We start from the raw sequence: 16,780 nt of genomic DNA, 5'->3' as shown, positions 1-16,780 counted from the left end.
TAAAAAGTCATTCGTTATGGCAATACCTTGTACTGAAAACACCTCTTTCTACTAAATGGAATTAATTTCTACTAATTTCAACCATATATTACTATAAAGCTGGGATAAAAGTATATAGATTTGGAAAAAAATTGTACGATGGTCAAATAAATCGATAGTCTATTGGGCTTAATCCCAATGAAAGTCACATAATGAGCATTTTACAGATGCGGATATTGACTTTATGAATAATCGTAGTAGAATAATAATGTGAAAACGTTTACAGTTCGTAAGTGTATCGGATCAATGATTATATCTCGTTTTCATGTTTCGTATAATTTTTGCATAAGGGGGCAGAAAAAAATATAACATTCTGTAAAATGCTCGTTATGTGACTTTCATGTGTAATCTAGTTTTTAAGAGGTGATTGAATAAGAAATCTTTTATTGCCGCAAAGAGATTGTGTATTTCAACAGCATTGTGTAAACGTTTACCTACATGAATTATTATGAAGTTTTTGAGATCAAACAGAATTTTACAGAGTGAAATGCTGCCTATCATTTACTAGTTGTACTTTTTTATCGAGTCACATGTAAACGTTTACCTAATATCATGAGTTCACTTATTTATAGGAAATAAGCGATATTAATTAAATAAATATAATATGCAAGGAGTGAGAACGTGAATAATAAAGTACATCGAGTACTGAGCATTATTTTAGCAGTTCTTATTATTTTAAACTCAGTTCAATTTACCATCGGTTCAAGGGTTCAGGCAGCAGGCGTTGACACGTTTGATGCGGCGACAGGGACCTTGACGCTAAACAACTCATTTGTTGCAGGTAAGTTAAGGGCCCAGATTGATGCTGTTATAACCCCTTTAGGCAACACTTATGCTGATATCAAAGTTTTAATTGTGACAGCCGGGATCGTCGGTGTTGGAAAAATAGCTGATGGCGGTAGTGATATAGCCGCAGGTGGGATCATTCAGTCCCTGTCAAATCTTGTAGATTTCCAATTAATCGGTACGTCATCTGTACAAAGCTCATCATCCGCACCAGGCGATAACATTATTGCGAAAAATTTTTTTATCCAGGCTCAAAATCCTCAGCTAAAATCAGTTGCGTTTCAAAATGCTACAACGATCAATGCACAAGCGTTCCAAAATATGAGCAGTATTTCAACAGTTATCCTCCCGAAAGTAACGACTATAACGAGTACAAATGCCTTCTCGGGCTGTACGGGTATTACGTCTATTACTTTTGGTACAACCCCTCCAAGCCTAACATCCGGCAATATTACTACCTTATATAATAGTTTAGCTCCGGGTGCTGCAATCTATGTCCCAGCTGCCAGTCTCACAGCCTACCAAAGCACGTGGAGCGCTATTTCCTCCCATATCAGCGCCATCCCATCAGGAGGCGGAACTGACCCAGGCAGTGTAGGCACATTTGACGCGGGCACAGGTACTTTGACGCTGACAGGTGCATTTGCCGTGAGCACGCTAAAGACTCAAATTGACGCCGTTATTCCCTCTGGAAAAACATATGCAGACATTAAAGTTTTAAAGATTACTTCGGGTATGGTCGGGATTGATGATACAAGTAGTATCATCCCGCTTTTAACCAATCTCCAAGATTTCCAACTGACAGGTACAGCTAACACACAAAGCACGGCAAACAACAGCGATGTTGGCATCGTTCAAGCAAACTTTTTTACAGCGGCAAATGCGCAACTAACCTCTGTGACGCTTCAGAACGCAACAACAATCAATGCGCAGGCATTTCAAAATTGCAGCAAGTTGTTGACCCTCATCGTTCCCAGTCTCACAACCGTCGTAGATGCAACCGCTTTTACGGGCACAACGCACCTTGCCTCCATTACGCTCGGCGCAGCGGTACCGACAAGTGGCCCCACTTCGTTCCCAGCAAGCGCGATATTCCTCGTACCAGGGGACAAAGTCGCGATCTATCAGGCTGACGCCATTTGGAGCAGCGTGGCACCTCGTATCAAAGCGATCGGCGATTCGTCTGGCGGTGAAGTAGTTGATCCCCCAGTTACAGATGGGCCTGCTGTCATTACGCTTAAACCGACCCATCCGAATATCGTAAGTGTCGATGAGAGTGCTCGTTCTATACAGGTAATAGAAAAAACAAGTCTTGAACAACTTGATGCACAAACGACTAATGGCGCTAGTACTATACTAAGGGTGTTGGATGCAAAGGGCATTCCCAAAAATGAAATAACGGAACTCGTCGCAGGCGATAAGTTTGTAGTTATTACCGGGGGTACAAAAAAGGAATATACGATTGAAGTAGTTCATTATACGTTGGAGAACTTGGCACTGAATCCGAATGCAAGCAGCATAAAGGTCAGTTCCTTTAGAAGCGGCAACGATCCCACGAATGCTTTTAACGGTGCTTCTACAGGCAACGCTGGCAGCGGATATCAAGTTGATGGTTCCCAAAGCACATCTGCCAATATTAGCGCGGGGAAAAATACGTTCTGGCTTGCCCTAGATTTAGGTCAAATGAAGAAAATTGACCAGTTTAGCGTGGCATGGGGCACTACTGTAGGTGATTTAACAACAAGACTGGCAAATTCGACATATCGTGTTGAATACACCAATGACCCTGCGAAATGGGCTGCGCTTTCCAACGCTACGGTTGCAGGTTCGGGCGGAATTGCTACTGGCTACAGTAAACCTTCCGGTTGGGACGTGGCCTATGCGCAAGATGTAACTCAATTGCCGGATGCGAACGGAAACAAGGTGTTCATGAGCAATCTTGCCTCACCTATTAATGCCCGGTATGTGATGGTGACAGGCGAGCTAGCTAGCAATTGGATTGAAATTTATAATTTCTATGTTTTCCAAAAAGAAGTTAGCAATGTTGCACCTGTACAACCTGTGTACCCTACAGCGGATTTGGCAAAAATCATGCCCGATTACGAGGGGATGAGCTTAACCATCGGCCGCCCAGCTATCGTCAAGAAGGACACAGCAGTTCCGAAATTCGATATCACGTCGAAAGCCGATATCACCGTTTCCGGTGTATTAAAGGACCCAAGTGGAAACATAGTTTATACTCTTTCAAGTCAAAATATGGCAAGCGGCGCTACAAGTGTGATTACGCCAAATGTAAAAGCTTCTAAGCTTGGAACGTATATCTTTGAATTCACAATTGCGGGAAGCAAAACGATCTATGATAAGGTTTATTTCACAGCTGTAGATGAAGATATAACCCAATATAGCTATACCAAGCCGTATCCTGCGTTTTCTGTCATTGGCGGTAAACTTGTCTATGTTCCAGATTATCGCGGCAATACTGTGATGGATTACTCTAATGCCGGCTATAAAGGCGGGGGTGTGGAGATTCCAAATGTTCCTGTGAAACTGATCCTTGAACCCTCGCAGGACAGCAACTCTGACGATACCGAGCGGATTCAGAACGCTATCAACATGCTTGGGCGTATTGACCCCGATTCGAATGGATTTAGAGGTTCTATTTTGTTAAAAGCAGGGACGTACAGGGTTAGCTCCAGCATTAAAATTGCTGCTAGCGGAATCGTCATTAAGGGCGAGGGTGATGATCACGAAGGCATTGAAACGCATAGTACGCCTCTTAGCCCCACCAACTGGAAGGATTATACGCATTCTGAGGCACCGCAACCTAACGTCACCAAGGTTGTTGCAACATGGATTGCCAGTTCATATGACAAAAATACCGCTGTATTCAACTTTGCCGGCTCAGCAACGTCTACAAGCGGAAGCGCAATCAAAGTTGTCGATCAGTATGTCCCGGCAGGCGGACATACGATTAGACTTGAGAGTGTTAGCGGGCTTAGCGTTGGAGACACCGTAAATATTCGCAAAGCTGTTAACGCTGCCTGGGCGCAGGATCTTAGAATGGATGTCATTACAGATGCGCCTGGCATACCTTCGGCCAATCAATGGGCGGCAAATGGCGTAGTAGACAGCAGTTACGTTACGACGGACGAAGAGCGCACGATCCAGTCCATCAACCCTGTAACGAATGAGATTATGCTTATAGAGCCCTTGGCCGATGTGTTGGATATGAGGTATGGCGTTTCAACGGTTACAAAGTATAACCCTACTGGCAGAATTAACAATGTCGGTATAGAGAACATGCTGATCATGTCGAGGTTTGATTCATCGACGACAGCCATCAATACTGCATTTGGTGTGAGCTATCAGTCCTTTGATGACGAGCTTCATGCTGAGCTGGCCATTCGTTTCGGCAATGCGCAAAACGCATGGGCAAGAACGATAACCACATACCACATTGATAGTGCAGTGGCTATTGCGACGGGTGTTAGTAAGATTACAATCCAAGATGTCAACTGCCTTGAACCTGTCAGCGGCACAGGCGGAGAGCGCCGATACAATTTCTCAAACGCCGGCGGCACATTAGTACTTAATCAACGTAACTACTCGCGATATACCCGTCATGGATTTATTGTGATGGGCAATGTCGTTGGACAAAACGTATTTTACAATGACAGGACGGATTATCAATTTGACGCCAATGAGCCCCATTTGAGATGGTCCACGGGCGGATTGTATGACAATATCAACGGTCGAATTTACCTGCAAGACCGATGGAACAACGGAACGGCGCATGGTTGGTCGGGAGCCAACTATACGCTCTACAACAACACCGGTCCCTATATCATCAGCCAGAATCAGATTGCTGCCAATTACCTGTTTGGTCAAACAGGAGAGCGATTACCGTTTGTTATGGATGCGGTGGATCCAGGAAACGTTCCGAATTTCCGGGCCTATGAGTACAGCAACGGAAGCAAAATGACACCTGCCAGTTTATTTATTCAACAGTTGAAGGATAGGATGGGGCAAGCGGCGGTTGATGCAACAAATAACAGTGTGATTCCTGCCTATATTGATCAGTCTGGCGATTTTGCGTCCCAGTTTGCCACTCTCACAGGAATCTTCGTTGATGGCGTTCCGATTCCAAACTTCAACAATGAAGTTCTTTCATACACGGTGCCTGTTCCGTTAGACTATACGGCGCTGCCAGTCATAACTTACACGGCTGGCACAGGTGTAACTGTCTCAACTTCCATAGGCGGTAATAGTGCGGTAATCCTTACAGCCACCATGCCGGGTAAAAAGGATAGCGTTTATACTGTTAATTATGGAATTATCAACAAGAGCGTTCCTGTCACTTCAAGCGCAGGCGGGTCAAACGTCAATAATCTGGTTGATGGTCTTTTATCGACCTCATGGTCGGCGTCAGGTACCCCTTGGGTTCAGTTCTACCTTGGCGACAAACCTGCGTTTATTAACAGTGTATCCCTTGGATATTCCAGAGACACTCAAATTAGAAGGTCCTATTACTTTGAGTTTCAGGTTTCGAACGATGGATACACGTGGACCAAGGTGATGGCGAATAACTGGCAGCAGGATAATCTCGGTAACGGGCATATCATGGGGAAGGAAGTTTTGCCTGGTCCAGACGGCGATTCGGCGGCCGATTATGAAACCTTTACCTTCCCGGCGGATATTTCTGGAAGATTGCTGCGCGTAGCTATGTTTGGTGCGAGATCGGGTACGGGTACGGGCACATCTAACTCCAATAAGTATTGGGCGATTGATGTCGGAGCAGCAATTAGCGGAGGACCGCTCGCTGTTTCCAAACAACCTCAAAACGCAGCCAAACGAACAGGGTTCACTGCGTCATATACGGTAACGATGTCTGGTGGAACAAGACCCTACAATTATCAATGGCAAATGTCAAAGGACGCCGGTGCGACATGGAATAATGTGACGTCCGGCACGGGCGTGAATACCGCAACCTATACGACTGGCGCAATAACGGCAGATATGGATGGGCTTCTATTTAGATCCAAAATAACTGACGCTGATTCTAGCAATCCTCAAACTGCCTACTCAAACGCTGCATCGCTCACCGTCAAGCAAGATACAGGAATTATCGTAACACCTGTCGGTACAAGTGTTTCTGTTTTTGATAATGTCATCTACAGCAGAACGGCCACCATTAGGAACACCACCTTTGTATACGGCTTATTAGGGTATCTCGATATTAAACCGGTGGGTTCTACGGTATTTATTATTCCTTCTAATATATCACCTAAGACGGAGTCTGTGGCAGCATTTACAGATGCGATGGCAGCATTCTGGCCTCCGGATGATGATAGTCTAAGAGACACTAAGAAAAGCTATATCAGAAAATCCGGCGAACAAATCAGGGATGGCGATCATCTGCTCATCATAAACCCAGCTGGGACTGGCGTTGAGAGATACATCATCAATTATGCCAAAATGGATGACGCAACCATGGTGAGCGCGGATAAGTCTGTCATCACATTTGACAAGATCAAGGGTCAAAATACATCACCGGATGGAATCATCGGAAATCTCAGCTTGCCTACAACTTCGAGCTACGGCTCTTCAATCAGTTGGAAGGTTGATAATAATTCATATTTATCTGCAGCCGGAGTCGTGAAAAGACCGCTATTTGCGGCTGGTGATGCGAGAGTCACGTTAACAGCAACGATTACAAGCGGAACCGTCACTGACACGGTCATATTTAACCTCACTATTTTGAAAAAAAGTGCAGAAGAGCTCCCAAGCAATAGCGCAACCGTCACGGCAAAAGGAAGTACAGAGACGGGCTATCTTTGGGGATTAGCGGTTGATAATGCCGGGAAGACGATCACGGGACTAGCGGCTTCGACCAGTGTTGACGCCTTTAAGAATGGCCTAATCCTTGCTCCAGCTGCAAGTTGGAAAGTAGTCACAAGTGCGGTCGGAAGCACTGTAACGGCGGATACATTTGCGAGCGCAGTAGAAACCACTAAAAATGTGGCGAACGGCAATTTGTTAATCGTTTTGGCGGAGGATGGGGTAACGTTAAATAAATATACTATTACGTTAAAACCGACCGCACCAACGCCATCAGCCGCAGCCGTGCCTGGCAAAAAGTACAATACGACAAAACTAACGGGATTAGTGGCCGGAACTGCGTATGAGTATGTGATTAGAACTGTTGTAGGTATGCCTTCAGCATCGACTTGGGCGTCCTCCTCCGTGCAGTTTACGACAGGCGCAGGTGAAACGGAAAAAGATAATCTGTTTGTTACCCAAGGCACCTATTTGTATATTCGGGCAGCGGAAACAGGAACTATGTCATCTTCAAGTCCCATGTATATCCTTATAGATATAAGCCAGATCAACAAAACCGTGGATGCCTCTGCCCCAACTGCAACGCTTCAGCCGGGTTCCAATCATTTAACAACCAAGCTGACAGGTTTGCTTCCAGGGACAGCATATGAGTATATCGTTAACACAAGCGCACAAGAACTCGTTAACTGGGATGCCGCATTACTGTTCACAACAGCTTCTAGTGAAACGACGAAGGACAATATCCCGGCACTTTCAGGTCAATACCTTCATATCAGATTTTCAGCTATTGACAACAAAGAAGCATCCTCTGAAAAGAATATTTATATAACGGCAGATCTGGTAAAAGTAAAGCCTGCGAATGCAACGCCACAGTCCAGTGCGCAACCAGGCACGCTAGGAGGCACCACCAAACTGACAGGTTTATTGCCGAATACAACATATCTGTATATTATCAACACGAACACTGACAACCCGGCGACAGATGCGTGGGATCATAAAGGGCGATCGATTACAACAGGGAATGGCCAAACTGTATATGACAATATAGTTTCCTCCCCTGAGCTTTACATGCACCTAATGGTCGTTGAAACTAGCAGTAATGCCAATTCGCTTCCACAGAATTATTTGGTAGGAGCGGGAGGTGTTAGAAGCTTGCCGCAAGGTATTGTTCCCACGGCGTCGGCCGAGCCGGGAACAGCTGGCAGTACGATGAAATTAACAGGATTACTGCCTGAAACCGCGTATGAATTCGTCGTTACCGATGCGCTATCTTCGCCTAAAAACACGACATGGGGCGAGGGTATCGTTATAAGAAGCAAGACGGGCGCCGGGGAAACGACGATCGACAATATTGAAATACCCGCCGATCTTGGAAATATGCACGTCAGAACTGGCGGAACAACAATAAATTCACCATCCGAGGCGCAGAACTTTATTATTTTGGGTTCGTATGTGAATAACGCATCTGGAACTCTCAGCAATAATGCTTATGTGACAGCCGCAACAAGCGGTCCCGGTTATATTCCTGGCCTTATTGTAAGCGGCAAGGCGCCGAATTTCACAATACGCAATGTGCCGGCAGGCACGACAAAGGAGGCGCTGAAAGCAGCACTTCTAAAAAACAGCAAGGCCGGTTGGAAAGTAGTCGCAAACGCCGCCGTATCTGCAACTGTGAAAGACACAGCAACGTTTAATAGTGCAAGGGAGATTTCTACAAACGTATCCATTGACAATGTCCTTACTGTGCTTGCCGAAGACGGAAAAACGGTTCAGCGTTATACGATTACGAATAACGTGACAACCGTCAGCCTAACCGGCATTGCGGTAAAAACGCTGCCTGCCAAAACAAGCTACATAGTCGGCGATGCGCTTGACCTCACTGGCTTGGAGATTGAAGCAGCTTATAGCGATGGCACGAAAGCCAGTGTGAGCGGTTACGCGGTTTCGCCCGCAGGTGGTACGTCGCTTAACGCAACCGGTACAACTACGGTTAGCATCACCTATACAGAGGACGGTGTGAGCAAGACTGCAAGCTTTAACGTTACAGTTGGTGAGGCTACCCGTGTGACAAATGTTACATTAACAGGAACGAGCAGCATCGGCGCCGGTCAGACATTTGATTTGAATTTTGGTTTAACCGGTGTGACGCAAGCAATCTACGCCCAAGATCTAACCCTTATGTTTGATCCGGCACAACTCGAACTTATCTCTATAGATCCTTTAGTGAAGGATCAATTCTCGGTAGTCGCTTCGGAAAAAGCACCGGGACAAGTACGAATTCTTCTGGCCAGCTTAGGCCAGAACCATGCGGTAAATGCAGATGGCGACTTGCTGAGATTGCGCTTTAAAGCCAAATCGATCGCGCAATCCGTGACAGGAACCGTAGCTTTGATGAATGTTACACTAGCAAACGGTAATGGCATGGAGACACCGGTCAGCGGTGCTTCGCACAATGTGCAAATTACCGTGATCCCTCGAGTTCCGGGCGATTTGAACAGTGACGGCAAGGTGTCCATCGGAGACTTGGCTATTGTAGCCGCATGGTATGGTAAAACGTCTGCGGATCCGAACTGGGAGCAATACAAGGCTGCGGATATGAATGGCGATGGCAAGATTGACATCGTTGATTTGGCGGCCGTAGCGAACAAGATCCTTCAGAATTAAGTGTTGCAAAGAGCGGGGAAGGCAGGACAGTCTTCCTCCGTTTTTCTTTGGTAGATATCGAAAGATCGCAATACGAACACAGTTGATCTTCAGAAAGAACCCTTTGAATGGATCAAATTTATGTACCCTTAGAGCAGTGAAGTTCTTGACTTTTTGGACAAAGGGGGTATAATGTATATGTGTAAACGTTTACTTATGTTATTTGTTCAAAAATCCGTATGATTTGAATCTGATCTTCTCGTTCTTAACTCTGAAGAGAGCATGCAAGATAGATTAAGCTATAGTTTGCGTACAAGAGTTGGGTACGAGCTGCTGGACGTCTGTGTAATCTATCACAAAAAGTGTAAACGTTTACTTGTGCATTTTTTCAGAAATCTTAAATAGGTAAACGTTTACTCGAACGATTTATTTAAATATCGAATGGTAACGAGCTGCTGAACATTTTTAATCCAGATTTGTAAACGGTTACATTTTATTTATCCGAATATCTGCATGAATCATGTATTTTATTTTTTTAGGGGGTGGTTGAATGGGAATTATAAAGGAAAACGGTCATGAGAAAATAAATTAACAGGAAAAAGCGACAAAAACCAATCCTAAAATGAGTTTTGGAGGAGTGAGGACATGTATAAAAAAGCACGGAAAGTGCTAAGTTTAGCTTTAGCAATCCTTATCGCATTGACATCGCTTCAATTTACTATGGGCACAAAAGCTCAGGCCGCTTCAGTCGGAGAAGCTGTTATCACGTTTAAAAACACCAAGGACAATATTCTCGACCTATTGGCGGCAGCCGGATATGACTCCACGATTCCCACGCAAGCAGCTGCCTTGAAATCGGTTGTCATTAAAGCAGGGACAGCAAAGAAAGTGTTTGCGAATGCCGATTTTAACTCTGGAACTAAATCTTTAAGCAATTACATAAACCTTGTCTCTTTTATAATCGAAAAGCCGGATGATCCTACCTATCTGACATGGAACGGGAACAAAGTACCTAATAACGCCTTTAAAGGTCTTGTGAATCTGAAGCAAGTGAAAATAGGGATTGATACTTCCTACATTGGATCATCGGCATTTGAGGGGTGCGCCTCACTGGAAACAGCTGAGTTTGGGCTGACCCGCACGCTGGGTCCGTATGCGTTCAAAGGAGCTACCAGTCTTAAATCGCTTACTTTTAATAAAACCTATCTACCAATCGGGCTTGACGATTATGTTGGGCCGCCTCCAGCACCGGGCGACTGGTTTCATGGCGTTGACACCGACAATCTAAACATTTATGTACCCACAGATGCGGTTGCTGCTTTCCAAGCCGATGAGGATTGGAGCGGTTTTGGCAACATGATGTCCAATGGCGACAACGCACCGAAAGATGCCGATGCCGGAGCGCCTGCAACGCAGAACGTCATTATTGATAATTTCACTACGAAGTCTCTGAAGAGCGCCATCGACAGCTCCAATTTTAAGGGAACCGACTACGGGGATATTAAAGTTCTTACGATTAAAGCAGGCATTTTAGATCCTGCTGACTGTACATTTATTGCAACCAGTCTAAAAAAGCTTGAAGAACTTTATATTATTGGCACATCTAATTTCGCAAATGGGACAATTCCCAAAAACGCCTTTGAAGGCAACAGATTTCTGAAAAAAGTCAAAGCGGATAACGTAACGACAATTGGAGTGAAAGCATTCAATTTATTTGAAAGCTTGAACGAAGTCGACTTTCCGAATGTGACGACAATAAGCTCGCAAGCATTTGCACAAACAAAGGGCTCAAGTGCCAGCAAGCTGACTACAACAAGATTTCCAAAACTTCAAGTTATCGAACAAAGAGCATTTTATTTCTGTGTGAATTTGACGGATTTGTACTTGGGAAGCGTACCTCCTATGCTTACTGTGCCTGAAGGCAAACAAGGCTTGTGGTTCAATTTCGTAACAAACATGACGATACATGTGCCTAGCTTAGCTGTGTATAATGAGTATATTAAGCTTGAAAACAGCGATCAGATTGACTGGAGCGCAATGACTTTTGTCGCAGACAACGGAGATGCGCTGCCTGTTATAACTCCGGCGGCACCGTACATTGACGCTGATTATGACTATTTGCGCGAGAATCATCCGGTGCCTTATTACAACGGTGACTACAAATTAAGCCTCAACATGTACACCTTTAACATGAATTTAAACTCATGGCTGCAAGGGCGGACGTCCCCCATCCCGATGACGACGCTAGACGCGATACAGTGGGCGCACGATCATGGGTTTGACGCCGTTGACGTTACGTGCTATTACATTCCGGGGTATAGCAATACGGCGATGCCGACTCCTGAACAGCAAGTGGCCATTCATGCCTATGCCAAACAAATTAAAGATTTTGCCGGCAACTTGGGTATTGCGATAAGCGGGACGGGCATTCAGAATAACTTCGCCGACCCTAATCAGGCGAGACGCGATCTAGATATTGAGCGTATTAAGTTCTGGACTCAGATAGCGTCTGAAATGGGCGCGCCTGTTATCCGTGTGTTTTCCGGCCCTCCCCCTGTTGACATCACGCGCACAGGTTGGGCAGCCATCACTCACGATCGCATTGTGCCTGCCATTCAGCAAATTGCGGATTTTGCAGCAGCCAATTATCCGACTGTTCAAATCGGCCTTCAAAACCACGGTGATATGCTAGCGACGGCTAACCAAGTGCTGCAGACTGTGAAATGGATCAATAGACCCAATGTTGGCGTTGTGAACGACACGGGTTATTACAGAGATTTTATGAATACCGATGCTACGCAATACGATTGGTACAAGGATATTTCACTTATCCTCCCGTATTCAAACAACTTCCAGGTGAAAAAGAAGCCTGGTGGTGCCGAAACAACGGAGCTTATGGACCTGAATAAATTGTTCGGGATCATTAGAAACAGCCCATACCGTGGTTATATTCCGGTTGAATTGTTATGGCTTCCCAACGATGACGGCTATCCGGGCAAACTGGAAACACCACCATACGATGAAACATCAGCGTTCCTTGCGTCGATGAGAAAAGCGATGCAAGACACGAAGAAAACAGTTGCTGATCTGAACGGCATTACGGTAAAATCATTGCCGAATCAAACAAGCTACACAGTCGGCGATACCCTTGACACCACTGGCTTGGTGATTGAAGCAACTTACAGCGATGGCAAACAAGCCAACGTAAGCGGCTATACCGTAACTCCAGCAAACGGTACGCTGCTCAGCACCACCGGCACCAGAATGGTCACTGTCAGCTACACAGAGGGCAGTGCGACTAAGACTGCAACCTTTACTGTAACAGTTAACGAGGCTAGCCGTGTAACAAATGCCACATTAACTGGAACGAACAGTATCGGTGCCGGTCAAGCATTTGATTTGAACTTTGGCTTAACCGGTGTGACGCAAGCTTTCTACGCCCAAGATCTGACCCTTACGTTTGATCCGGCACAGCTGGAGCTTATTTCTATAGATCCTTTATCGAAGGATCAATTCTCGGTGGTCACTTCGGAAAAAGCACCGGGACAAGTCCGAATTCTTCTGGCCAGCCTAGGCGAGAACCATGCGGTAAATGCAGATGGAAACTTGCTGAGGTTGAGCTTTAAAGCGAAATCGATCGCGCAAACGGCGACCGGAACCGTAACTTTGATGAACGTTGCGCTAGCAAACGGTAATGGCGTGGAGACATCGGTCAGCGATGCTTCGCACAATGTGCAAATTACCGTGATCCCTCGAGTTCCGGGCGATTTGAACAGTGACGGCAAGGTGTCCATCGGGGATATGGCTATCGTAGCTTCTTGGTATGGTAAGACGTCTGCGGATCCGAAATGGGAGCAATACAAAATTGCCGATATTAATAATGATGGCAAGATTGACATCGTTGATTTGGCGGCCGTAGCGAGATGGATTCTTCAGAATTAAGTGTTGCAAAGCGGGGGAAGGCAGAACAGCTAATATAAATCGTTTAAATGGCGATATGGGGTTATTCTAAGGCAGTCGAATAGACTGCCTTAGAATAACCTGCTTTTCCTACTGGAATTTTGAACAGTAAATTCAGTTGCATCTGCGATTCAATTCAGATAATTTGCATAATACAAAAAAGATCTTGACAGCAATTGGGAAAGGAGATTAAGATATAACTCAGGAAACGCTTACATGGTTCAAGTAAACGTTTACCTTTAGTAAGTAAACGTTTAACTGAAAAGGGGAGGAATTTTTATCAGAGAGAGATCAACCATGAAATATGCGAGGTCATTCAAAGTTTAAATCCGGATCTTCAAGTGAGCTTTGTCGAGTTAATGACTAATAAACTAATCTATCAGGAGGAAGTACAATGAAAAAACAACAGATCGTTATCGGTGTTGCTGCAGTAGCTATTATCGGACTAGCCTTAGGTTGGCCGAAGATAGCACCTATGTTCAAGGGCGCGGCAGCTCAATTCCCATCAAAGGATATTACTTTAATTGTTCCCTACGCTCCAGGAGGCGGAACGGATCTTACCACTAGAGCCGTAGCAGATGAAATGTCCAAAGCGTTAGGTAAAAACATTAGCGTTGTCAACACACCTGGTGCCAGTGGTTCAGTAGGAACGATCAACGTCTGGAACGCTCCGCATGACGGGTATACCATTATGGGGAACGGCTTTATGTCATTCTCAAGCTATCCGGTTATGGGGTACACAGAACAAACATACCGCGATTGGAACCTTTGGATCACATCATTTTCTCCGAATGTTGTCGCTGTGAAGCCGGATTCCAAATATCAGGATATAAGTCAATTAATTAAAGGCTTAAAAGACAATCCAGGGAACATTTCTATAGGAACAGCAGGTGTTGGTACAGGTGGGCATATCGCCAGTGAAGTGCTTAAATCTAACCTTGGTTTTACATACAAGCATGTGCCTTATGCTGGAGGCAACCCTGCCATCATAGCTGCAATTTCAGGAGAAGTAGAAGTTGTGCCTCAATTGTCTATGGAAATGGTTGATATGATTCGAGGCAAAAAACTAAAAGGGCTTGCTGCTCTGACAGATAAACCGCTTACTATCGATGGCGCTGACCCGATACCTTCCATAACGCAAGCTGCTCCAGAATTGAAATCGATTGTCCCGCTTGGTGAAGCGTTTGGTATTGGTGTACCTAAAGATACGCCGGCTGATGTGGTAAAGAAAATTGATGAAGCATTCAAAAAAGCAATTGCTAGTGATAGCGTCAAGAAATTTGCTAAAGAAAAAGGTGTAGAGATCCTAGGTTACAGCGGCGATCAGGCTCAGCAATATGTGGAGAAACTTGCTTCGACAGTTGACTGGGCATTGTATGACGGTGGAGTAGCCAAAATTTCTCCTGAGAAATTTAACATTAAAAAGCCAACAAAATAAATTTGATAGAAATAAGGTGAGCAGCAGATGGAGAAGAACTCAGGCACAACGGCAGGAACGCCTAAACATCTGGATTTTATAACGTCAATCTGTTTGTTTCTAGTTTCCGTTTATATTTTAGTGGATAGCATGAAGATGGTAAAAACTGTTGGAGGCCCGATATATTCATCACCGGGCCTGCTCCCGATCATCATTGGAAGCATGCTGATGCTATGTACCGTTGTGTTATTTATTAAAAGTATGAAAAATGTGGGTTTTACAGGCAACGTGCGCGCGATAGGCGAGTGGTTTGGCCCGTTTATCAAGGATACAGATACACGTGGTATGCTTACAGGGATTGTCATTATTGCTGTGTATTGCTTTGTTCTCGTGCCGAGGCTTCCATTTTTATTATCATCGGTTATCTTCCTGGTATTTTTGATGAAAGTAATGAATGCGGGATCGTATTTCAAAATTATTTTGACAGCTGTTGCCGTAAGCATTTCTTTATACGTTCTTTTTGAAATCATATTCAAAGTTCCTTTATTCTAAGGAGAGAAGGCAAACAAAATGACACTGCACTATACACTAGAGGCTTTATCCTCTCTAATGTCCCCGGTTAATTTAATTACACTCGTTCTATCTGTATTTTTTGGATTGATTGTAGGTGTACTTCCGGGCTTGACCTCAACGATGGCGATTGCTCTTTTGACTGGTTTAACATATAGCGTTTCTGCGGAAACAGCTATTTTATCCCTTGTCGGCGTATATGTTGGCGCAATATCGGGTGGTGTCCAAACGGCCATCTTGCTGAACATACCGGGCACACCTGCTTCGGCGGCAACGGCGCTTGACGGTTATAAGATCGGACAGAGAGGGGAAGGCGGGTTAGGTATTTTTGTCGGGAATTTCTCTGCTTTTCTCGGGACACTGTTCGGCGCTGTTTGCGTCCTGGTTCTCAGCCCGCTGCTTTCGACGATCTCCCTGAAGTTCGGTTCGTGGGAATTTTTCTTGCTGGCCTTGTTTGGAGTTATCATGTGCGGCAGCCTGACTTCGGGCGGGGACGCAGTCAAAGGATGGATTGCCGGTGCGCTTGGTTTGTTCGTATCCCAAATCGGGTTAGACGGCATTAATTCGTACCCGCGTTTTTCCTTCGGAAGCGTGGAATTGATGGCTGGGATTTCACTGGTGCCTATCATGATTGGCTTGTTCGGATTCCCCGAAATTGTAAATTCATTTAAGAAGCAGCAGATTAAGGTTCCTACGGAAGTCCTTGATCTGCGAGTCAAAAAGGGCTTGAAAATCATGAAAGGAAATACGCCAACCGTATTTCGTTCGGGTGTAATCGGAGTTCTTATCGGGCTTGTCCCGGGAGTTGGCGAGGATGTTGCCGGCTGGTTGTCCTACTGGGCGGCAAAAGTCCGCAGTAAAAAGAAAGAAGAATTCGGCAAAGGTTCCTATGAAGGTGTCATCGCTGCAGAAACAGGAATCAATTCAACAATCGGCGGCCATATCATTCCGTTATTGACCCTGGCCATTCCGGGAAGTACTTCTTCGGCCGTATTGCTTGCGGCTATGTGGCTTCATGGTCTAAGACCAGGACCGTTAATGATGAGCGAATCGCCAGGATTTATTTACTCAATGAGCTTGTATTTGACAGCAAGTGCCTTTGTTATGTTGATCTTAGGATTGCTAATCTCCAGATATACGGTAAAAGTGCTGCGCATTGATAAACGAATTCTGATGCCCGTTATCTTTGTTATTTGTGCCGTAGGCTCATATGTCATTGATAACAAAATTTCCAGTATTTATATCATGTTTATTTTCGGTATTGTTGGGCTGCTTATGTCCAAGATGAAATTTCCAGCTTCACCGTTTTTGCTTGGCGTTGTTCTTGGACCGATGGCAGATACGAACTTAAGACGTGCATTAGTTCTTTCTGGCGGCAGTCTAGAGCCTTTATTTACAAGACCTTTGTGCTTAATTTTAGTAGTCTTCATTCTGCTTGTCGTTTTATCGCAGTTTAATGCGTTCAAAAAGTTAAAAGGACTTTTTCCAAGCAAGAACAATATTGCAGCGAAATAATAAAGATAGAGA

The 16,780-nt window shown here is 44.9% G+C and carries 5 protein-coding genes; all 5 read left to right on the top strand.

All coding sequences use genetic code 11. The features are described from left to right. Nucleotides 1-660: 660 nt before the first annotated feature. The 5 genes from GC097_RS27565 to GC097_RS27545 all read left to right on the top strand — a co-directional run bounded on the left by GC097_RS27565 (nt 661) and on the right by GC097_RS27545 (nt 16,768). Nucleotides 661-9,327 carry an immunoglobulin-like domain-containing protein gene (locus tag GC097_RS27565; RefSeq protein ID WP_171686500.1) on the top strand — a complete coding sequence of 2,889 codons (8,667 nt, stop codon included), beginning with the start codon at nt 661-663 and terminating at the stop codon, nt 9,325-9,327. Nucleotides 9,328-9,951: 624 nt separating this feature from the next. Next, entirely contained in the window at nt 9,952-13,248 is a 3,297-nt protein-coding gene (locus GC097_RS27560) for a leucine-rich repeat protein (RefSeq protein WP_171686499.1), read from the top strand. 412 nt (nt 13,249-13,660) lie between these two features. Then, the gene (locus GC097_RS27555) at nt 13,661-14,704 is read left to right on the top strand and encodes a Bug family tripartite tricarboxylate transporter substrate binding protein (protein ID WP_171686498.1); all 1,044 of its coding nucleotides are present in this window, start codon (nt 13,661-13,663) and stop codon (nt 14,702-14,704) included. A 27-nt stretch (nt 14,705-14,731) separates the two neighbouring features. Beyond that, entirely contained in the window at nt 14,732-15,235 is a 504-nt protein-coding gene (locus tag GC097_RS27550; protein WP_171686497.1) for a tripartite tricarboxylate transporter TctB family protein, read from the top strand. Nucleotides 15,236-15,253: 18 nt separating this feature from the next. After that, nucleotides 15,254-16,768: a tripartite tricarboxylate transporter permease gene (locus GC097_RS27545; RefSeq protein WP_171686496.1), complete on the top strand. Its 1,515-nt coding sequence runs from the start codon at nt 15,254-15,256 to the stop codon at nt 16,766-16,768. Nucleotides 16,769-16,780: the final 12 nt, after the last annotated feature.

It is taken from the genome of Paenibacillus planticolens, assembly GCF_013141725.1.
GTDB classification, from domain to species: Bacteria; Bacillota; Bacilli; order Paenibacillales; family NBRC-103111; genus Paenibacillus_E; species Paenibacillus_E planticolens.
The sequence above is the reverse complement of the archived record's forward strand: the minus strand, read 5'-3'. Positions and strand labels throughout refer to the sequence as shown.